At 70.7% G+C, this 20,825-nt stretch carries 19 protein-coding genes; 7 read left to right on the forward strand and 12 right to left on the reverse strand.

Annotated features, from left to right (window positions below):
- Nucleotides 1–31: 31 nt before the first annotated feature.
- The 7 genes from SKC42_RS14050 to yajC all read right to left on the reverse strand — a co-directional run bounded on the left by SKC42_RS14050 (nt 32) and on the right by yajC (nt 8,349).
- On the reverse strand, nt 32–2,431 hold the full coding sequence (locus tag SKC42_RS14050) for a RelA/SpoT family protein (protein WP_442932136.1): 2,400 nt from the start codon (nt 2,429–2,431) through the stop codon (nt 32–34).
- A 74-nt stretch (nt 2,432–2,505) separates the two neighbouring features.
- Nucleotides 2,506–2,658, reverse strand: coding sequence for a hypothetical protein (locus SKC42_RS14055; protein ID WP_330964910.1), 153 nt, complete (start codon nt 2,656–2,658; stop codon nt 2,506–2,508).
- Between the two features lie 2 nt (nt 2,659–2,660).
- On the reverse strand, nt 2,661–3,215 hold the full coding sequence (locus SKC42_RS14060) for an adenine phosphoribosyltransferase (protein ID WP_330964911.1): 555 nt from the start codon (nt 3,213–3,215) through the stop codon (nt 2,661–2,663).
- Nucleotides 3,197–4,852, reverse strand: coding sequence for an ABC transporter substrate-binding protein (locus SKC42_RS14065; RefSeq protein ID WP_330964912.1), 1,656 nt, complete (start codon nt 4,850–4,852; stop codon nt 3,197–3,199). Before SKC42_RS14065 ends, SKC42_RS14060 begins: the two co-directional genes overlap by 19 nt.
- 5 nt (nt 4,853–4,857) lie before the next feature.
- Nucleotides 4,858–6,129 (reverse strand): protein translocase subunit SecF, encoded by a 1,272-nt coding sequence (gene secF, locus SKC42_RS14070; protein ID WP_330964913.1) that lies wholly within the window; start codon nt 6,127–6,129, stop codon nt 4,858–4,860.
- Nucleotides 6,126–7,934: a protein translocase subunit SecD gene (gene secD / locus SKC42_RS14075; protein ID WP_330964914.1), complete on the reverse strand. Its 1,809-nt coding sequence runs from the start codon at nt 7,932–7,934 to the stop codon at nt 6,126–6,128. The genes secF and secD overlap by 4 nt, the downstream gene beginning before the upstream one ends.
- Before the next feature lie 88 nt (nt 7,935–8,022).
- A complete protein-coding gene (gene yajC / locus SKC42_RS14080) occupies nt 8,023–8,349 on the reverse strand; it encodes a preprotein translocase subunit YajC (RefSeq protein WP_330964915.1) in 327 nt (108 codons plus the stop codon).
- Between the two features lie 126 nt (nt 8,350–8,475).
- On the opposite strand from yajC, the gene gabT reads away from it, so the two are divergent.
- Both gabT and car read left to right on the forward strand, forming a co-directional pair.
- Nucleotides 8,476–9,816: a 4-aminobutyrate--2-oxoglutarate transaminase gene (gabT, locus tag SKC42_RS14085; RefSeq protein ID WP_330964916.1), complete on the forward strand. Its 1,341-nt coding sequence runs from the start codon at nt 8,476–8,478 to the stop codon at nt 9,814–9,816.
- Between the two features lie 149 nt (nt 9,817–9,965).
- On the forward strand, nt 9,966–13,475 hold the full coding sequence (gene car / locus SKC42_RS14090; RefSeq protein ID WP_330964917.1) for a carboxylic acid reductase: 3,510 nt from the start codon (nt 9,966–9,968) through the stop codon (nt 13,473–13,475).
- Nucleotides 13,476–13,538: 63 nt separating this feature from the next.
- Here the strand turns inward: car and SKC42_RS14095 are convergent, their stop codons facing one another.
- The 5 genes from SKC42_RS14095 to ruvC all read right to left on the reverse strand — a co-directional run bounded on the left by SKC42_RS14095 (nt 13,539) and on the right by ruvC (nt 17,119).
- Complete coding sequence (locus SKC42_RS14095; protein ID WP_330964918.1) at nt 13,539–14,231, reverse strand: hypothetical protein; 693 nt, start codon at nt 14,229–14,231, stop codon at nt 13,539–13,541.
- Nucleotides 14,232–14,314: 83 nt separating this feature from the next.
- Complete coding sequence (locus SKC42_RS14100; protein WP_330964919.1) at nt 14,315–14,698, reverse strand: DUF1304 domain-containing protein; 384 nt, start codon at nt 14,696–14,698, stop codon at nt 14,315–14,317.
- A gap of 212 nt (nt 14,699–14,910) precedes the next feature.
- Nucleotides 14,911–15,960 (reverse strand): Holliday junction branch migration DNA helicase RuvB, encoded by a 1,050-nt coding sequence (gene ruvB, locus SKC42_RS14105; protein ID WP_330964920.1) that lies wholly within the window; start codon nt 15,958–15,960, stop codon nt 14,911–14,913.
- On the reverse strand, nt 15,957–16,556 hold the full coding sequence (gene ruvA, locus SKC42_RS14110; RefSeq protein ID WP_330964921.1) for a Holliday junction branch migration protein RuvA: 600 nt from the start codon (nt 16,554–16,556) through the stop codon (nt 15,957–15,959). Before ruvA ends, ruvB begins: the two co-directional genes overlap by 4 nt.
- Entirely contained in the window at nt 16,553–17,119 is a 567-nt protein-coding gene (gene ruvC, locus SKC42_RS14115) for a crossover junction endodeoxyribonuclease RuvC (protein WP_330964922.1), read from the reverse strand. Before ruvC ends, ruvA begins: the two co-directional genes overlap by 4 nt.
- A gap of 139 nt (nt 17,120–17,258) precedes the next feature.
- On the opposite strand from ruvC, the gene SKC42_RS14120 reads away from it, so the two are divergent.
- From SKC42_RS14120 to SKC42_RS14140, 5 genes are read left to right on the forward strand one after another with little or no spacing between them, the layout of a single operon-like run.
- The gene (locus tag SKC42_RS14120) at nt 17,259–17,867 is read left to right on the forward strand and encodes a DUF4178 domain-containing protein (protein ID WP_330964923.1); all 609 of its coding nucleotides are present in this window, start codon (nt 17,259–17,261) and stop codon (nt 17,865–17,867) included.
- 10 nt (nt 17,868–17,877) lie between these two features.
- Nucleotides 17,878–18,381 (forward strand): DUF2617 family protein, encoded by a 504-nt coding sequence (locus SKC42_RS14125; protein WP_330964924.1) that lies wholly within the window; start codon nt 17,878–17,880, stop codon nt 18,379–18,381.
- A complete protein-coding gene (locus SKC42_RS14130) occupies nt 18,378–18,809 on the forward strand; it encodes a DUF4247 domain-containing protein (RefSeq protein WP_330964925.1) in 432 nt (143 codons plus the stop codon). Before SKC42_RS14125 ends, SKC42_RS14130 begins: the two co-directional genes overlap by 4 nt.
- 19 nt (nt 18,810–18,828) lie before the next feature.
- Nucleotides 18,829–19,296: a DUF350 domain-containing protein gene (locus tag SKC42_RS14135; protein ID WP_330964926.1), complete on the forward strand. Its 468-nt coding sequence runs from the start codon at nt 18,829–18,831 to the stop codon at nt 19,294–19,296.
- A complete protein-coding gene (locus tag SKC42_RS14140; protein WP_330964927.1) occupies nt 19,293–20,825 on the forward strand; it encodes a polyamine aminopropyltransferase in 1,533 nt (510 codons plus the stop codon). The genes SKC42_RS14135 and SKC42_RS14140 overlap by 4 nt, the downstream gene beginning before the upstream one ends.

The following is a 20,825-nucleotide window of genomic DNA, read 5'->3' on the forward strand; positions in this document are numbered from 1 at the left end:
TCGGCGCCAACCGCGGAAGGCCGCTCGAACGCTAGGCCGCGGACGTCACCCGGTAGACGTCGAAAACACCCTCGACGTTGCGCACCACGTTGAGCAGGTGGCCGAGGTGTTTCGGGTCGCCCATCTCGAAGGTGAAGCGGCTCACGGCGACCCGGTCGCCCGAGGTCGTGACCGACGCCGAGAGGATGTTCACCTTCTCGTCGGCCAGCACACGCGTCACGTCCGACAGCAGCCGGTGCCGGTCGAGCGCCTCGACCTGGATGGCGACTAGGAAGACCGACGACGGCGAGGGCGCCCACAGCACCTCGATGATCCGCTCGGACTGCTGTTGCAGCGAGGCCGCGTTCGTGCAGTCCGTGCGGTGCACGCTGACTCCCCCGCCGCGGGTGACGAACCCCATGATCGCGTCGCCGGGCACCGGGGTGCAGCACTTGGCCAGCTTGGTCAGCACGCCGGGCGCCCCCGGGACGGAGACCCCGACATCGTCGCTGCTGCGCGGGCGGCGCAGCATGGTCGTCGGCGTGGACCGCTCGGCGAGCTCCTCCTCGGCCTGGTCGATGCCGCCGAGCTCGGCCAGCAGCCGCTGCACCGCGTGCTTGGCCGAGACGTGGCCCTCGCCGATCGCCGTGTAGAGCGCGGAGACATCGGTGTAGTGCAGCTCGCGGGCGACCGCGCCCATCGACTCGGCATTGACCAACCGCTGCAACGGAAGCCCGCCCCGGCGCACCTCCCGGGCCATCGCCTCCTTGCCGGCCTCCAGCGCCTCCTCACGGCGCTCCTTGGCGAACCATTGCCGGATCTTGGTCTTGGCCCGCGGCGACACCACGAACTGCTGCCAGTCGCGCGACGGCCCCGCGTTGGCCGCCTTGGACGTGAAAACCTCGACGACTTCGCCGTTTTCGAGCTTGCGCTCCAGGGCGACTAGGCGGCCGTTGACCCGGGCGCCGATGCAGCGATGGCCGACCTCGGTGTGCACCGCGTAGGCGAAATCCACGGGAGTCGAGCCGTTCGGCAGGGTGATGACGTCGCCCTTCGGGGTGAACACGAAGATCTCTTGCACCGCAAGGTCGTAACGCAGCGACTCCAGGAATTCACCGGGGTCGGCCGCCTCCCGCTGCCAGTCGAGCAGTTGCCGCATCCACGCCATGTCGTCGATCTCGGTGGCGGCGTGGGGATGCGGAAGACCGTTGCGCCCCTTGGCCTCCTTGTACCGCCAGTGCGCGGCGATGCCGTACTCGGCGGTGCGGTGCATGTCGCGGGTGCGGATCTGCACCTCCAGCGGCTTGCCCTCCGGCCCGACGACCGTGGTGTGCAGCGACTGGTAGACGCCGTAGCGGGGCTGGGCGATGTAGTCCTTGAACCGCCCGGCCATCGGCTGCCAGAGCGAGTGCACCACCCCGACGGCGGCGTAGCAGTCCCGGATCTCGTCGCACAGGATGCGGATGCCGACCAGGTCGTGGATGTCGTCGAAGTCGCGGCCCTTGACGATCATCTTCTGGTAGATCGACCAGTAGTGCTTCGGGCGCCCCTCGACCGTCGCCTTGATCTTGGACGCGTTCAGCGTGTTGGTGATCTCGGCGCGCACCTTGGCCAGGTAAGTGTCCCGCGACGGCGCGCGACCGGCCACCAGCCGGACGATCTCGTCGTACTTCTTGGGGTGCAGGATCGCGAACGACAGGTCCTCGAGCTCCCACTTCACGCTGGCCATCCCCAGCCGATGCGCAAGGGGCGCAATGACTTCCAGCGTCTCGCGGGCCTTGCGAGCCTGCTTTTCGGGTGGCAGGAAGCGCATGGTGCGCATGTTGTGCAGCCGGTCGGCGACCTTGATCACCAGCACCCGGGGATCGCGGGCCATGGCGGTGATCATCTTGCGGATCGTCTCGCCCTCGGCGGCGGTCCCCAGCACCACGCGATCCAGCTTGGTGACGCCGTCGACAAGATGCGCCACCTCGTCGCCGAATTCCTCGGACAGCTGCTCGAGCGTGTATCCGGTGTCCTCGACGGTGTCGTGCAGCAGCGCGGCCACCAGCGTGGTGGTGTCCATGCCCAGTTCGGCCAGGATGTTGGCGACGGCCAGGGGGTGGGTGATGTACGGATCGCCGGAGTGCCGCAATTGGGTGGCGTGCCGCTGATCGGCGACCTCGAACGCCCGCTGCAGCAACTGCACGTTGGCCTTGGGGTAGATCTCGCGGTGGACGGCGACCAGCGGCTCCAGCACCGGGTTGAGCGCGCTGCGCTGGGCCGTCATCCGCCGCGCCAGCCGGGCGCGGACCCGCCTCGAGGCGCTGCTCGACGTCTTCAGGGTCTCGGTGGGCTGCTCCGGAACCTCGCCGACCGGCAGCGGCGCCGTGGCCGGCTCACCGGGGGGCGGCGCCCCAGGCGCTTTAGCGGGCACGTCGAGAGCCTGCGCCGCGCCCTGGTCGTTCGCCACGTGCTCACCTCCGACGTTCAGGATATCGCCAAAGCGCGGCGGCGCCGGGCGCTCCGCGGCAACCCGGGGGCCGCTCAGGACGGATTCGCGTAGCGACGCGGGTGAAACGGCTGCTCGGGCCGCTCCGGCCGCCCCTCCTCGTCGTTGTAGTACGCGATGTAGCCCAACAGCTTTCGCAGCACGTCGGCCGCGAACGCGGCGTCGGTGGCGTCGGCCGACCGGGCCATCGCTAGGCCCTGCTCAGGCTGTACACCGGCAGCGGCGCGATGGCCTCGCGCCCACCCAACGCCGTCAACTCGACGACCACCGCCGCCGCGGTCACGTCGGCCCCGACCCGCTCCAGCAGCCGGGTGGCCGCGCCCAGCGTGCCGCCGGTGGCCAGCACGTCGTCGATGATCACCACGCGGCGGCCGCGCAGGTCGATGCCGTGGACGGGGACTTCCAGCGTGTCGGTGCCGTACTCCAGGTCGTACCGCTCGGAGTGCACCGGCGGGGGCAGCTTCCCGGCCTTCCGGATGGCCAGCACGCCGGTGCCCAACCGGCCGGCGACGGCCGCCGCGGCCAGGGACCCTCGCGAGTCGATGCCGGCCACCAGGTCGGCCGCGGATGCGATGTCGGCGAGCGCGTGGGTGACCGCCGTCATCGCCTCCCGATCGGCGAACACCGGTGTCAGGTCCTTGAACTGGATTCCTGGCTCGGGGAAGTCGGCGACCTCCCGGGTCAGGGAATCGATCAGGTCCCCCACGGACCGGACCCCCGCACCGGTCACTGCACCAGCGCCCATCGGTCCATGTTCCAGCCCGAGCCCCAGCGGGTCGGATTCTTGCTCACGGCATACATCTTCTTCGACAACAGCAGCGTCCGCTGCTGGCGATAAAGGGGAAACGTCGGCATGTCACCCCACAGTACCGGGGCCGCCTCGGCCAGCAGCCGGACGCGCTCGGCCGGGTCGGCCGACACCGCCAGCGCATTGATTGCGCTGTCGACCTGCGGGTTCGAATAGCCGGACAGGTTGTTGCCGTTGCCGCTGTGCAGGTCGTAGGCGTCCATCGCCGACGATCCGGTCGACCCGCTGCCGGTCGCCCCACCCGTGCTCGCCAGCAAGATGTCGATCTTTCCCTCCTTGAGCGCAGCGGGCGAATCGACGGTGACGCTGGAGATCGCGATTCCCGCGGCGGCGCACGACTTGGTGATCGCCCCGACGATCACCGCCAGCCGCGCGTTGGGCCCCTGGTACCCGATCCGAGCCGCCAGCGGCGCCCCGCCGAGCGCATCCCGCGCGGCGGCCGGATCGGCCTTGCTGAACTGGCCCGCCTCGCCCGTCCCGTCGCCGGCGGACAGGGCGTCGTCGACGGCCGGGGCCAGCCGTGAGTTCGCGATCGGCGCCCCCGCGTCGTGGGCGATGGTGTCGCGCGGGGTGCAGAGCGCGACCGCGCGGCGGGCCTTGGCCTGCGACAACGGCCCCTGCGGGGCGAAGATGAGCTGCTCGACGCCGTCCGACGGCGACTCGCTGCGGTCGTAGTTGTCCGGCGGGGCGAGCGCCCCCGCGGAACCGGACGCAATGTCCACGACGTCGACGCTGCGGCTGTTCACCCGGTCCTGGATGTCCGGTCCCAGCGGCCACACGGTGATCCGTTTGGTGATCGCCTTGGGGCCCCACCACCGGTCGTTGGCGACGAGCACCACCCCGCCGTGGTCGAGGACCGACTCGATCTTGTATGGCCCCGACGACGGGAACAGCTTGAGGTCCAGCCCCGGCTTGAGGTCCCAGATCGTGTTCCACTGCTTGGCGATCTGCTCCACGAGCTGCCCGTTCCTGCTGAGCAGCGCCGCGGTCACGTCGATGTTGAGCCGGTCGGCGATGACGTGCGACGGCATCAGCGAGGTCGCCGAGAACAGTTGCGAGTAGTCCACGACGCTGCGGTCCGGGACGAAGGACACCCGGGCCTTCTTCTGCCCCGGTATGCAGTCGACGTTGGCGACGTCGACGTAGCCGGCCTGGCTGGCCGCATCGAACTCCGGGAACCTGCCCGATTGAGCGGCCCAGGTCAGCACCAGGTCGTCGCAAGTCACGGGCTTTCCGTCGGAGTAGACGGCGCCGTCGGCGATCTGGTAGTCGAGCACCAGCGGCGAACCCCCGACCACCGACACGGTGCCGAAGTCGCGGTCGGGAACCACCTGCCCGTCGGGCCCGTGATAGGCGAAGCCGGTGAGCGTGCGGGCGAAGGCTTGCGCCCCCGCGGACGCGGCGCCGACCACGGTGTTGGTGTTGTAGGTGGAAAGCGGGCCGTCGACCACGTAGTCGATCTGGGCGGCGGCGCTACCGGAACAGCCGGTCAGCGCGAAGGCGGCCGAGAGCACCACCGTCAGACCGGCACGCGCCCACCCCGTCAGGCCGCGGGGCCCGGTGCGGTCGGCCATCGGACCTACCGCCGGCCGGCGTTTCGCTTGCCGCTCGGGTGCCGGGCTCCCGTCGGCCGCACCGGGCGCGCACCGGGCGCCGGCTTGCTCGGCGCCGGCTTGTCTGGCTCCGCGGCGGCGTCGACGGGCTCCCGCTCGGTGGTTTCGGCGTCCGGCTCGGCGGTGTCGGCGGTGTCGGCGGCTTCCGCGGCTTCGCCGGCGCCCCGCGAGCCGGGGCTGCGCCGCCGCAGCACCCGCCGGGTGTGGGCGCGCACCAGCTCGGTGCGCTCCCGCAGCGTCACCAGCAGCGGGGTGGCGAAGAAGATCGACGAGTACGTGCCGACCAGGATGCCGACGAGCTGCACCAGGGCCAGGTCTTTCAGAGTGCCGACGCCGAGCAGCCACACCGCCACCACCATCAGCGCCAGGATCGGCAGCACCGAGATCAGGCTGGTGTTGATCGAGCGCATGAACGTCTGGTTGATCGCCAGGTTGGCCTGTTCGGCGAACGTGCGCCGCGTGGTGTGCTGGAAGCCCTGGGTGTTCTCCTCCACCTTGTCGAAGACGATGACGGTGTCGTACAGGGAGAAGCCGAGGATCGTCAGCAGCCCGATGACGGTGGCGGGGCTGACCTCGAAGCCGACCAGGGAGTAGACGCCCGCGGTGACGGTCAAGTCGAAGCACATGGTCGTCAGCGCCGAGATCGCCATGTAGCGCTCGTAGCGCACGGTGATGTACAGGCCGACCAGCGCCAAGAACACCACCAGCGCGATCAGCGCCTTCTTGGTGATCTGACCGCCCCACGTCGACGACACCGCCGAGTCGCTGATGGCCTGCTTGCTGGGCTTGCCGTCGGCGCCCTTGGGCTTGAAGGCGTCGTACAGGGCGTTGCGCAGCTTGGCCGTCTGGTCGTTGGTCAGCGTCTCGGAGCGGATCTGCACCGTCGCCGACGCGCCGCTGCCGACGACGACCACCGATTCGGGATCGTTGCCGAGGGCCTTGCGGAAGACGTCGGTCACCTGCGAGGTCTGCACCGTGCCGGTCGCGCCCGCGGCCGGCATCGACACCGTGGTGCCGCCCTTGAAGTCGATCCCGAACGCGAAGCCGCGAACGACGATGCTGACGATGGCGATCGCCACGATCGCCCCGCTGATGCCGTACCAGAGCCTGCGGCGCCCGATCACCTCGAACGCGCCGGTGCCGGTGTACAGCCGCGACAGGAAGCCGTGGCGCGGCTGGTCGCCGCCGGCGGTCGACGCCACGCCGTCCACAGTCTTGGGGGCCTCGGAGGCCGTCATGCGCTACCCCGTCCCGTCTTCACAACCGCCGACGCCCGGCGTTCGCGGGCGACCTGCTGAACGGCCCCCAGGCCGTTGTACCTCGGCTTGGCCAGCGTCGGAGACTTCGACGCCAGGTAGACCAGCGGCCAGGTCACCAGGAACACCACCACCAGGTCGAGGATCGTGGTGAGGCCCAACGTGAACGCGAAGCCCTTAACCTGACCGATCGCCAGGAAGTACAGCACCGCCGCGGCCAGGAAGGTCACGGCGTTGCCGGACACGATCGTCTTGCGGGCGCGCACCCATCCCCGCGGCACCGCCGACCGGAACGAACGACCCTCGCGGATCTCGTCTTTGATGCGTTCGAAGAACACCACGAACGAGTCGGCCGTGGTGCCGATGCCGATGATCAAACCCGCGATCCCGGCCAGGTCCAGGGTGTAGTTGATGTACCGGCCCAGCAACACCAGGATCGCGAAGATCATGGCGCCCGATGCGGTGAGCGACAACGCTGTGAGCAACCCGAGCACCCGGTAGTACAGCAGCGAGTACAGCAGCACCAGCAGCAACCCGATCGCGCCCGCGATGAGGCCGGCCCGGAGCGAGGTCAGCCCCAACGTCGCCGAAACCGTCTGCGCCTCGGACGACTCGAACGACAGCGGCAGCGACCCGTACTTCAGGACATTGGCCAGCTGGCGGGCGGTGGCCGCGCTGAATGGCGGGTCACCGCCGCTGATCTGGGTGCGACCGCCGGGGATCGCCTCGTTGATGCGGGGGGCGCTGACAACCTGGGAGTCCAGGGTGAACGCCGTCTGCTCGCCGACGTGGGCGGCGGTGAAGTCGGCCCAAACGTTCGCGGCGGCCGGCTTGAACTGCACGTCGACGACGTAGCCGATGCCGCGCTGGTTCAGCGACGACGTGGCGTCCTCGATCTGGTCACCGCTGATGATCGACGGGCCCAGCAGATACGCCGCCTTGTGGTCGGTGGAACAGGTGACCAGCGGCAGCTTCGGGTCGTCGTTGCCGGCGAGGATGTCGGTCTTGTCGCATTGGGTCGCCTCGAACTGCAGGGCGATGTACTGCACGCCCTGACGGGTGCTCTGCCGCAGGTTCTTCTCCTCGGCGATGCGCTCGGCGAGTTCCTTGCGCGGGTCCGGGGGCTGGATCGGCGGCGGCGCCTCCCCGGCCGGCGCTCCGGGGGCGGGACCGGGCGCCGGAGGCGGCGCCGGGCTGGGCCCGGGACCGGGCGGCGGGTCCTGGGGGTAGGGCCGCGGCTGCGGGGCCGGCTGGCCGGGCGCGGGCTGGCCGGGCGCCGGCTGGCCGGGAGGTGCGGGCTCCGGCGCGAGACCGGGCGGCGGCGCGCCGGGAGCGCCCGGGGCGGCGGGAGCGCCGGGCGGCGGCGCGCCGGCGGGCTGACGCGGCGCCTTGGGCGGGGCGCTTTGCGCCGGGACAGCCTGAATCACCGGCCGGATGTAGAGGCGGGCGGTCTGCCCGAGGTTGCGGGCCTCGTTGCCGTCGCTGCCGGGCACCGTGATGACCAGGTTGTCACCGTCTACGACGACCTCGGAGCCGGAGACGCCGAGACCGTTGACCCGGGAGCTGATGATCTGCTGCGCCTGCGCCAACGCCTCCCGGCTCGGGGCGGAGCCGTCCGGCGTGCGGGCGGTCAGCGTGACGCGGGTGCCGCCCTGCAGGTCGATGCCGAGCTTGGGCGCGGCCCGCTTGTCGCCCGTGAGGAACACCAACAGGTACACACCGACGAGCAACAAGACGAACACGGACAGGTAGCGGGCAGGGTGCACCGGCGCCGGAGACGATGCCACGGTCCTTCCCTTCTGCTCGAGAATCGGTTCGCAATCCCGACAGAGCCTACGTGGTCCCCGTCGGCGCCCCGTCGGTCGGCAATTCCCGTCAGGAATCCTTGATGACCGGGGTCTCGTCGGCACCGGCGCCGTTCTCCGACTCGTCCTCGTCGGTGTCGGGGACGATGCGGTCGCGGACGGCCAGCTTCATCCAGGTGGTCACCACCCCGGGCGCGATCTCGAGTTCGACGGTCTCGTCCGCGATCGAGACGACCGTCGCCTCCAGGCCCGAGGTGGTGTGCACCCGGTCACCCGGCCGCAGCGACTCGTGGAGGTCGATGGTGGCCTGCATCGCGCGCCGCTGGCGCCGCGACGCGAAGAACATGAAGCCGCCCATGATGAGCAGGAACGGCAGGAACAGAACCAAACTCTGCATCGACCCGTCTTTCGTATCGGCAATCCCTCGGTCCAGTGTGCCCGTCCAGTTTGGCAGGCCGCTGGGCGGAGCCGACCGCTAGGCTTTAACCGCGACGCGGCACGCGCCGCGGTGAGGAGGATGACAGTGGCCAGCCTCGAGCAAAGCCGCAAGTTGGTCACCGAAATCCCCGGTCCCGCATCGCTGGAACTGACCAAGCGCCGCGCCGCGGCCGTCCCAGCCGGCGTGAACGTTTCCATGCCGGTATGGGCCGCGCGCGCCGGCGGCGGCATCGTCGAGGACGTCGATGGCAACCGGCTCATCGACCTAACGTCCGGCATCGCGGTCACCACGATCGGCAACTCGTCGCCGCGCGTCGTCGAGGCGGTGCGCGCCCAGGTGGCCGAGTTCACTCACACCTGCTTCATGGTCACCCCGTACGAGCAGTACGTCGCCGTCGCCGAGCACCTCAACCGGCTCACTCCCGGCTCCGGCGAAAAGCGCTCGGTCCTGTTCAATTCCGGCGCCGAGGCGGTCGAGAACGCGGTCAAGGTCGCCCGCTCCTACACCCGCAAGCCCGCCGTGGTGGCGTTCAACCACGCCTATCACGGCCGCACCAACCTGGCCATGGCGCTCACCGCTAAGTCCAAGCCCTACAAGAGCGGCTTTGGCCCGTTCGCACCCGAGATCTACCGGGCGCCGATGTCCTACCCCTTCCGCGACGGACTGCTCGACAAGGAGCTGGCCACCGACGGCGAGAAGGCCGCCGCCCGCGCCATCACCATCATCGAGAGCCAGGTCGGCGCCGACGACCTCGCCGCCGTCATCATCGAGCCGATCGCCGGCGAGGGCGGATTCATCGTGCCGGCCGAGGGCTTCCTGCCGACCCTGCTCACCTGGTGCCGCGACAACGGGGTGGTGTTCATCGCCGACGAGGTGCAGACCGGGTTCGCGCGCACCGGCGCGATGTTCGCCTGTGAACACGAGGGGATCGAACCCGACCTGATCTGCACGGCCAAGGGCATCGCCGACGGGCTGCCGCTGTCGGCCGTCACCGGCCGCGCCGAAATCATGGATGCGTCGCACGTCGGCGGTTTGGGGGGCACGTTCGGCGGAAACCCCGTCGCCTGTGCCGCGGCGCTGGCCACCATCGAAACCATCGAGAACGACGGCCTCGTCGAACGGGCGCGACGACTGGAACGGCTGATCACCGAACCGCTGCTCCGGTTGCAGGCAGGCGACGACCGAATCGGCGAAGTCCGCGGCCGCGGGGCGATGATCGCCGTCGAGTTGGTGAAATCGGGCTCCGCCGACCCGGACGCGGAACTGGCCAAGAAGTGGTCCATGGCCGCGCACGCGGCCGGGGTCATCGTGTTGACCTGCGGCATGTTCGGCAACATCATCCGCCTGCTGCCCCCGCTAACCATCACCGACGAGCTGCTGAGCGAAGGACTCGAGCTGGTCGGCAACCTTCTGCACGACCTCTAGACCCAGGGATCGCGGCGACGCCCCCGGTGGGCAATATCACAATCGCGCTCGCGGTGCACCATGGCGGAATACCATTACTTTAGCTAACGTTCTATTTGTCAGCGCATTCGTCGCGAAGCAACGTAATTTTCATTGGTAAGGAACCGCTTATGACCACACCGAACACCGACGAGCGACTTGCCCGCCGCATCGATGAGCTGACCGCCACCGACCCGCAGTTCGCCGCGGCTCGCCCCAACTCCGACCTCACCAACTCCCTGGAGGAGCCCGGGCTGTCGCTGCCGCGGATCGTCCGGAAGGTGCTGGACGGCTACGCGGACCGGCCGGCGCTGGGACAGCGCGTGGTGGAGTTCGTCAAGGACCCGCAGACCGGGCGCACCACGCTCGAGCTGGTCTCCCGCTACGAGACGATCAGCTACGGCGAGCTCGGCGAACGCGTCGGCGCGCTGGCGCGGGCCCTCGCCGAGGGCCCCGTGCGGCCGGGTGATCGGGTCTGTGTGCTGGGCTTCAACAGTGTCGACTACGCCACCATCGACATGGCGCTGGGCCAGGTCGGGGCAGTATCCGTTCCGCTGCAGACCAGCGCGGCGCTGGCCCAGCTGCACCCGATCGTCGTCGAGACCGAGCCGAGCGTGCTTGCGTCCAGCGTCAACCAACTGCCCGAAGCGGTGGAGCTGATCCTGAGCGGGCCCGCCCCCCGCCACCTGGTGGTGTTCGACTACCACCCCGAGGTCGACGACCAGCGCGAGGCCGTTGAGGCCGCCCGCGGGCGGCTGGCCGACACCGCGGTCACCGTCGAGACGCTCGCCGACGTCCTCGAGCGCGGCGAGACGCTGGCCGGTGCGGCGCTCCCGGAACTGCCGGAGGACGACCCGCTGGCCCTGCTGATCTACACCTCGGGCAGCACCGGCGCCCCCAAGGGCGCGATGTATCCCGCGAGCAACGTCGGCAAGATGTGGCGCCGGGGCAGCAAGAACTGGTTCGGTGAGAGCGCCGCGTCGATCACCCTCAACTTCATGCCGATGAGCCACGTCATGGGGCGCGGCATCCTGTACGGCACGCTCGGCAACGGCGGCACCGCCTACTTCGCGGCCAAGAGCGACCTGTCCACCCTGCTCGAGGACCTCGAGCTGGTGCGGCCCACCGAGCTGAACTTCGTCCCGCGCATCTGGGAGACGCTGTTCGGCGAATTCCAGCGCCAGGTCGAGCGCAGGCTGACCGACGACGCCGACCGCGCGGCCGTCGAGGAGCAGGTGCTCGAGGAACAGCGCCGGTACCTGCTGGGCGGCCGGTTCATCTTCGCGATGACGGGCTCGGCGCCCACCTCGCCGGAGCTGCGCAACTGGGTCGTGTCGCTGCTGCAGATGGACCTGCTGGACGGCTACGGCTCCACCGAGGCCGGCATGGTGCTGTTCGACGGCGAGATCCAGCGGCCGCCGGTCGTCGACTACAAGCTGGTCGACGTGCCGGACCTGGGCTACTTCGCCACCGACCGGCCGTACCCGCGCGGCGAGCTGCTGCTGCGGACCCAGAACATGTTCCCGGGCTACTACAAGCGGGCCGAGACCACCGCCGGCGTCTTCGACGAGGACGGGTACTACCGCACCGGCGACGTGTTCGCCGAGGTGGCGCCCGACCGCCTGGTGTACGTCGACCGCCGCAACAACGTGCTCAAGCTCGCCCAGGGCGAGTTCGTCACGCTGGCCAAGCTGGAGGCGGAGTTCGGCACCAGCCCGCTCGTTCGCCAGATCTACGTCTACGGCAACAGCTCGCAGCCCTACCTGTTGGCTGTCGTGGTGCCCACCGAAGAAGCGTTGCGGCGCTGGCCAGTTGACGCGCTCAAGCCGCAGATCGCCGACTCGCTGCAGAACGTCGCCCGGCAGAGCGGCCTGCAGTCCTACGAGGTGCCCCGCGACTTCATCATCGAGACCACGCCGTTCAGCCTGGAGAACGGCCTGCTGACCGGCATCCGCAAGCTGGCGTGGCCGAAGCTGAAGCAGCACTACGGCGAGCGGCTGGAGCAGCTCTACGCCCAGCTGGCCGAGGGCCAGGCCAACGAGCTGGCCGAGCTGCGGCGCAGCGGTGCGGACGCACCCGTGCTGCAGACCGTCAGCCGCGCCGCGGCGGCCATGCTGGGCACCGCGGCCAGCGAGCTGTCCCCCGACGCGCGCTTCACCGACCTGGGCGGAGATTCCCTGTCGGCGTTGACGTTCGGCAACCTGCTGCGGGAGATCTTCGACCTGGACGTGCCGGTGGGCGTCATCGTCAGCCCGGCCAACGACCTGGCGGCGATCGCCCGCTACATCGAGGCCGAGCGGCAGGGCACCAAGCGGCCGACGTTCGCTTCGGTTCATGGCGGGGTGCACGGTCGCGGCGCGACCGAGGTGCACGCGAGCGACCTGACGCTGGACAAGTTCCTCGACGCGGAGGTGTTGTCCGCGGCGCCGAGCCTGCCCAAGGCCGCCGCCGAGGTGCGCACGGTGCTCCTGACGGGCTCCACGGGTTTCCTCGGCCGCTACCTGGCGCTGGAATGGCTGGAGCGGATGGACCTGGTCGACGGCAAGGTGATCGCCCTGGTGCGCGCCAAGTCCGACGAGGAGGCCCGCGCCCGGCTGGACAAGACGTTCGACAGTGGTGATCCCCGGCTGCTCGAGCACTACCGGGCGCTGGCGGCCGACCACCTCGAGGTCATCGCCGGCGACAAGGGCGAGGCCAACCTCGGCCTGGACGCGCAGACGTGGCGGCGGCTGGCCGACACGGTCGACCTGATCGTCGACCCGGCGGCCCTGGTCAACCACGTGCTGCCGTACAGCGAGCTGTTCGGCCCCAACGCGCTGGGCACCGCGGAGCTGATCCGCATCGCGCTGACCTCGAAGATCAAGCCGTACGCCTACGTGTCGACGATCGGCGTGGGCGACCAGATCCAGCCGGGCCGGTTCGTCGAGGACGCCGACGTCCGGCAGATCAGCGCGACGCGCCAGATCAACGACAACTACGCCAACGGCTACGGCACCAGCAAGTGGGCGGGCGAGGTGTTGCTGCGCGAGGCCCACGACCTGTGCGGCTTGCCGGTCGCGGTGTTCCGCTGCGACATGATCCTGGCCGACACCACCTACGCCGGCCAGCTCAACCTGCCGGACATGTTCACCCGGCTGATGCTGAGCGTGGTGGCGACCGGCATCGCGCCCGGCTCGTTCTACGAGCTCGACGAGAACGGGAATCGGCAGCGGGCCCACTACGACGGCCTGCCGGTCGAGTTCATCGCCGCCGCGATCTCCACGCTGAGTCCGCGGGAGGGCTACGACACGTACCACGTGATGAACCCGTACGACGACGGCATCGGCCTCGACGAGTACGTTGACTGGCTGGTCGACGCCGGGTACTCGGTCCAGCGCATCGCCGACTATGGCGACTGGCTGCGCCGTTTCGAAGGGTCGATACGGGCCCTGCCCGAGCGCCAGCGCCAGTACTCGCTGCTGCCGCTGCTGCACAACTACCAGCGGCCGGAGAAGCCGCTCCGCGGCTCGATGGCGCCGACCGACCGGTTCCGCGCGGCCGTGCAGGAGGCGAAGATCGGGCCGGACAAGGACATCCCGCACGTCTCGCCGCCGATCATCGTCAAGTACATCGCCGACCTGCAGCTGCTCGGGCTGCTCTGACAGCTTCGGCGAACAGCAGATCGCCCGGCCCCTTCAGGGGCCGGGCGATTGCTTTGTCTCGGGTCAGCCCTGCGGGTGCGGCCAGCGCAGGTACGCGGCGCCCGAACCCGCGCCGGCGCGCTGGCGACGCCAGCCGCGCTTGGGCCGGGCCTCCGCCGACTCGTACCCGCCCATCCGCGGCCTAGTCAGCGCGCCGGAGGAGACCGGCTCCTCCAGCGACTCCTGATACGGCTCGGCCCCCGCCGCCGCGGCCGGCGGCGCCGCGGTCATGGGCGCCACGTCGCGCGCCAGCCGGACCGCGGTGCGCGCCAGCACCACCCCGCCGACGAAGATGATCAGCGCGCCCAGCCCGTCGAAGTAGGAAACTTCGAGCAGCGCCCGCTTGCGCTCGGTGGCGGCGATCGGGTCACCAGCCGAACCAATCCCCAGCAGCGGCGCCACCTGCTCCCCCACCACGAACCACGCACCGGCCAGCACGGCCAGCCAGCCGCCCAGCATCGCGGCGACGCGATTGCCGGCGGCGATCAGCAGCAGGCCGCCGACCACGGTCGCCGCTCCCGGCAGCACCTCGAGCCAGCCGCGGGCCGAACTCCACGCCCAGTCCTTGTCGGGCGTGTACGCGAAATTGAAGCGGGGGCCGACGAACGGGATCAGGGCGCCCCACGCGCCCAGGACGACCAGGAGCAATCCACTGATCGCACCGCGCGAGCGCGGCATACTCAGCGCGCGTGGGCGGTCGTATTCTGCGTGTTTCATGACATCTCCTCGGTAGAAGCCGGGCCGTTTTCCGGCTCCCGATGGGTACCCCCGGCCCCCGGGAAGTAACCCGCGCCGAGTCGTCAGCGCACGCCGAGGAGCAGCAGCGCGATGGAAAGGGCCGGAAAAATGCCCTGGACCAGGGCTGCCCTGGCCTTGTCCGGCGCGGACACCAGGAGCACCACCGCGGCCGCGGCCATCGAGCCGGCGCCGGCGAGGATGAGGGTGGCACCGACGACGTGATGCCCGATGGACACCGTGGCGATGCCGACGGCGGTGATGATCGCCAAGAAGAGGTTGTAAAAGCCCTGGTTGAAGGCGAGGAGCTTGGTGGTCTCGGCCTCCTCGGGCGTCGTGCCGAACGTCGCGCGGGTGCGCGGGGAGGTCCAGGTCAGGGACTCCATGATGAAGATGTAGACGTGCAGCAGGGCGGCCAGCCCGGCGAATACCAACCCGGCGTTGATCATCGCGTCCTCCTAGCCGACTGACACTTTGGGTGGCGACCCGCTTCGCCCGGCTCCGCCGCGCTCACGATCGCCACTGAAGATTATGGCGGCGACCCGCTTCGCCCGGCTCCGCCGCGCTCACGATCGCCACTGAAGACTATGGTGGCGACCCGCTTCGCCCGGCTCCGCCGCGCTCACGATCGCCACTGAAGATTATGGCGGCGACCCGCCCGCTACTCGAACAGCCCCGGTTGGCTCGCGCCGACGGGCGGCGTCATGCCGAGGTGTGTCCAGGCCTGCGGGGTGGCCACCCGGCCGCGCGGGGTGCGCGCGATCATGCCGGCGCGCACCAGGAAAGGCTCGCACACCTCCTCGACCGTCGCCGCCTCTTCGCCGACGGCGACCGCGAGCGTCGACACCCCGACCGGGCCGCCGCCGAAGCTGCGGGTCAGCGCCGAGAGCACCGCCCGATCCAGCCGATCCAGGCCGAGCTCGTCGACGTCGTACACCGCGAGGGCGGACTTGGCGACGTCGCGGGTGATGATCCCGTCGGCGCGCACCTCGGCGTAGTCGCGGACACGGCGCAGCAACCGGTTGGCGATGCGCGGCGTTCCGCGGGAGCGGCGGGCGATCTCGGCGCCGGCGTCCTCGCCCAGCTCGATGCCGAGGATCCCCGCCGACCGGGCCAGCACGCGCTCCAGCTCAGCCGGCTCGTAGAAGTCCATGTGCGCGGTGAAGCCGAACCGGTCGCGCAGCGGGCCGGTCAGCGCGCCGGACCGCGTGGTCGCCCCGACCAGGGTGAACGGTGCGACCTCCAGCGGGATCGAGGTAGCGCCCGGGCCCTTGCCCACCACCACGTCGACCCGGAAGTCCTCCATCGCCAGGTAGAGCATCTCCTCGGCCGGCCGGGCGATGCGGTGGATCTCGTCGATGAACAGCACGTCGTGCTCGACGAGGTTCGACAGCATGGCGGCCAGGTCGCCGGCGCGCTCCAGGGCCGGACCGGACGTCACGCGCAACGAGGAGCCCAGCTCGGCGGCGATGATCATCGCCAGCGACGTCTTGCCCAGCCCGGGCGGACCGGACAGCAAGATGTGGTCCGGTGTGCCACCGCGGTTCTTCGCCCCCTCGATGACCAGCTGCAGCTGCTCGCGCACCCGCGGCTGGCCGATGAACTCGCCCAACGACCGGGGGCGCAGGCTGACGTCGATGTCGCCCTCGCCGACGGTCAACGCCGGCGATACGTCCCGGTCCGGCGGCTCCTCCGAAAAATCGCGGCTCATCGGGACTTACCCAGCACCGAGAGGGCGGCCCGCAATGTGCCGGACGTTGTCGGGGCCTGCTCGTCGGCCAGCACCTTATCGGTGGCCTCCTCGGCCTGCTTGGCCGGAAACCCGAGTCCGATCAGCGCCTCGACCACGGGACCGCGCACCGCGTGGCCGTTGGACGCCGCGCTCGCCGCCGCTCCCCCGGCGCCCGGGGCGCCGATCTTGTCACGCAACTCCAGCACCATCCGCTCGGCGCCGCGCTTGCCGATGCCGGGCACCCTGGTCAGCGCCGCCACGTCGCCGTCGTGCAGCGCCTGCCGCAGCGCCGCGGCGTCGTGCACGGCCAGCGTCGCCATGGCCAGCCGCGGGCCCACCCCCGACACCGACATCAGCGTCAGGAACAGGTTCCGCGCCTCGGCGTCGGCGAACCCGTACAGCGTCATGGAGTCCTCGCGGACGATCATCGCCGTGATCAGCCGGGCCTCGCTGCCCGTGCGCAAGGTCGCCAGCGTGGACGGCGTCGCGTTCACGCGGTAACCCACGCCGGCGGCCTCGATCACCGTGTGGTCGAGCGCCACCGCGAGCACCTCACCGCGCACCGAGGCGATCATCGCGCCGCCTTCAGCTGCGCCTTGAGCTTCGCCTGGTAGGCCTGCCGCTGGCGGGCGGCCACCGCCTCGGCCTCGGCCAGCCGCGCGAGCATCGGCGCCCGCCAGCAGTGGCAGATCGCCAGCGCGAGCGCGTCGGCCGCGTCGGCCGGTGTCGGCTTGGCTTGCAGCGCAAGGATTTTGGTGACCATGGCGGTGACCTGCGCCTTGTCGGCGGTGCCGTTGCCGGTGACCGCGGCCTTGACCTCCGTCGGCGTGTGGAAGTAGACGTCGAGCCCGCGCCTCGCCGCGGCCAGCGCGATCACCCCGCCGGCCTGCGCCGTGCCCATCACGGTGGTCACGTTCAGCTGGGAGAACACCCGCTCGATCGCGATCACGTCCGGCCGGTGGGTGTCCAGCCAGTGCTCGACCGCGTCGCTGATGGCCAGCAGCCGCATCGGCAGCGCCGCGTCCGACGGCGTGCGCACCACGTCGACGTCCAGCGCGACCACGCTGCGCCCGCGCCCGCTTTCCACCACGGACAAGCCGCACCGGGTCAGCCCGGGGTCGACACCCATCACCCGCATTACCGCTCCCGCCTGTAGAACAACTGTTCGATAGGCTAGCCGCTGGGTCCGACCATTCTTCGTCAGTCGGCCGGTGTGTCGGCGTAAAGCTGTTAACTTATAGCGCACGTTGCTCAAGCCGGGGGCGGAAGGCTGGTCCGTGGGAACAGTGCTGGTCGTGATCGCCGCGGCGTTGTTCATCGCGGCGATCGCCGTCCTCGTGGTGGCGTTGCGCCGACCCAAGGCACCCACGCCGGGACGCACGCGCCAGGATCCGCTGTCGTTCGACGCGGCGCCGGCCCAGTTCGGCCCGCGCCAGCTCGGCCCGGGCGCGATCGTTAGCTACGGCGGCGTCGACTACGTGGTGCGGGGCTCGGTGACGTTCCGCGAGGGGCCCTTCGTGTGGTGGGAGCATCTTCTGGAGGGCGGCGACCAGCCGGTCTGGTTCAGCGTGGAGGAGGACGACGGGCGCCTCGAGCTGGTCATGTGGGTGACCCGCAAGGACCTGACGCTGCAGCCGGGTGAGCACTACGTCGTCGACGGCGTGACGTTCCACGAGTCCGAACGCGGCCGGGCGTCGTACACCACCGAAGGGACGACCGGCCTGCCCGCGGGCGGGGAGATGGAATTCCTGGACTGCGCCAATGCCGACGGGAGCGCGCTGCTCTCGTTCGAGCGCTGGGCCCCCGACACCCCGTGGGAGATATCGACGGGCAAGCCGGTGCGGACCGGCGAGCTCACGGTGTATCCCGCGCCCGCCTCCCCCTAGGACCCCGACGGTGCCGCTTCATCAGCTCGCCGTGACCCCGGCGGACGTGTCCGGCCGGGCGCTGCGGCTGGCGCTCAACGCCCCCGCGCCGCCGCCCCTGGCGACCTGCCGGCTCGCCCATCCGCGCGGCGGGATGCTGATGCTCGGGGTTCTCGGCGCCTCGCACATCGTCGCCGTCGAGCACGGCAGTGGGCGCTTCACCGAGCAGGTCAGCTGCACCGCGCCCAGCGCCGGGGATCGGCTGCCGGAGCGCACCGACGCGCCCGGCTACCACCTCGAATCGCGCACCGACACGCACGACGAGGACTCCTTTCGGCGGATCGCGCGCGAGCTACGAGCCCGGTGCGTGCGGGAGCGCGCCTGGCTGGGCGGCACCTTCCCCGGCGACGACGCCGCGCTCACCGCGCTGGCCGCCGAACCCGACGGCGCCGGCTGGCGGTGGCAGACCTGGCACCTCTACCCCGGCCCATCCGGCGGCATGGTGGTGCACACCGCGAGCCGGTGGCACCCGTGACCCGCAACCGCCTCCTCCTGGTCGCCGGTGGCCTGGCGGCCGCCGCCATCGCGTGCCTGATTCCCGGAATCCTGTTGCTGCACAAGGACATCGACTCATACATCGCCGCCCATTATCGCGAGTACTCCCGCGACCCGGACGGCACCCGCTACGAATGCACCGGGACGCCACAGCAGGTTGCCGACACGCTCGCCCGCTACCAGGCCCCCGCGGCGCGCGCGGCCAACGGCGACGGCCAGTACCTGCGCTACAGCGGCGACATCGTCATCGTCGAACCCGACGGTCAGCGTCCGTGCAGCATCCGCGTCGAAGGCCTGGGCGCCCGATACAGCCACGGCGGGTTCGTCTTCCTGGGGCCGGGGTTCACGCCCGGATCCCCAGCGGGCGGCGGCGGGGGAAGCCCAGGCGGTCCAGGGGGGATCAAGTAACCCTCGAAAGGAAATCCCCATGTTGGCGCTCAACCTCGCGGCCCTCGATTTCGGGGCCTTCAACTTCGGCACGATCGCCCAGGGCGTGGTCGCCGTAGTCCTCTACTTCCTGGTGGGCGTCGGCGTACTGATCGCCGGCTTCCTGATGGTCGACGTGCTGACCCCCGGCAACCTGCGCCAACTGGTCTTCATCGACCGGCGGCCCAACGCCGTCGTGCTGGCCTCGGCGATGTACGTCGCGCTCGCCATCGTCATCATCAGCGCGATCGCCAGCAGCTACAGCCAGCTGGGCCAGGGGCTCGTCGGCGTGGCGGTCTACGGGCTGGTCGGCGTGTTGCTGCAGGGCGGCGCCCTGCTCATCGTGCAGGTCGCCGTTCCGGGCCACTTCCGCGAGCACGTCGACGAGCCGGAGCTCCACCCGGCCGCTTTCGCGACGGCCACCATGCTGGTGGCCGTCGGAGGGGTCATCGCCGCGGCCATCTCATGACCGAGTCGTCCGGCCGCTGGCGGGCCGTGCTCCTCGCCGCCGTCGCCGCGTGCGCGGCCTGCGGAATCGTCTACGAGCTGGCCCTGCTCACCCTCTCGGCCAGCCTCAACGGCGGCGGGATCGTCGCCACCTCGCTGATCGTCGCCGGCTACATCGCCGCCCTGGGCGCCGGAGCGTTGCTGGCCAAGCCACTGCTCGCCCACGCGGCCATCGCGTTCATCGCCGTCGAGGCGCTGCTGGGCGTCGTCGGCGGCCTGTCCGCCGCGGCGCTCTACGCCGTGTTCGCGTTCATCGACGACGAGTCGACGTGGGTGCTGGCCGTGAGCACCGCCCTGATCGGCGGCCTAGTGGGCGCCGAGGTGCCGTTGCTGATGACGCTGCTGCAGCGCGGGCGCACCGCCGGGCCCGCCGACACCGGCCGCACGCTCGCCAACCTCAACGCCGCCGACTACCTCGGGGCGCTGCTGGGCGGGCTGGTGTGGCCGTTCGTCCTGCTGCCGCAGCTGGGCATGATCCGGGGCGCCGCGGCGACCGGGATCATCAACCTGGCGGCCGCGGCCGTGGTCGCGGTGTTCCTGCTGCGGCGGGTGGTGTCGGTCCGGCAGCTGGCGACGGCGCTGTGCGCGCTCGTCGCGGCGCTCGCGGTCCTGGCGACGCTGCTGGTGCGGTCGGCCGATGTGGAGACGACGAGCAGGCAGCGGCTGTACGCCGACCCGATCATCGCCTACCGCCACACGCCCTACCAGGAGATCGTGGTGACCCGGCGCGGCACCGACATGCGGCTCTACCTCGACGGGGGCCTGCAGTTCTCCACCCGCGACGAATACCGGTACACCGAGAGCCTCGTCTACCCCGCGCTCGGCGCCGGCGCGCGCTCGGTGCTCGTGCTGGGCGGCGGCGACGGGCTGGCCGCCCGCGAGCTGCTGCGCCAGCCGGGGGTGCAGAAGATCGTGCAGGTGGAACTCGATCCGGAGGTGATCGCGCTGGCTCGCACCACGATGCGGGAGGCCAACGGGGGCGCGCTCGACAACCCGCGGGTGGCCGTCATCATCGACGACGCGATGACCTGGCTGCGCCGGGGCGCCGTCGACCGGTTCGACGCGATCCTCGTCGACCTGCCCGACCCCGACACCCCCGTGCTGGGCCGGCTGTACTCAACCGAGTTCTACGCGCTGGTCGCGCACGCGCTGGCCCCGGGCGGGTTGATGGTCGTGCAGGCGGGCAGCCCGTTCTCGACGCCCGCCGCGTTCTGGCGCACGGTGTCGTCGGTGCGGGCGGCCGGTTACGCCGTCACCCCGTACCACGTGCACGTGCCGACCTTCGGCGACTGGGGCTTCGCCCTGGCGTCGCGCGCGGCCGCCCCGCCCACCCCGACGATGCCGCCCGACGCTCCGCCGCTGCGCTTCCTCAACCAGCGCGTGCTCGACGCCGCCACGGTGTTCTCGTCGGACTCCGGGCCGCGCGCGCTGGACCCGTCGACGCTGGAGAACCCGCGCATCGTCGAGGACATGCGGCACGGCTACGAGTAG

The organism is Mycobacterium sp. 050134 (genome assembly GCF_036409085.1).
Classification (GTDB): domain Bacteria; phylum Actinomycetota; class Actinomycetes; order Mycobacteriales; family Mycobacteriaceae; genus Mycobacterium.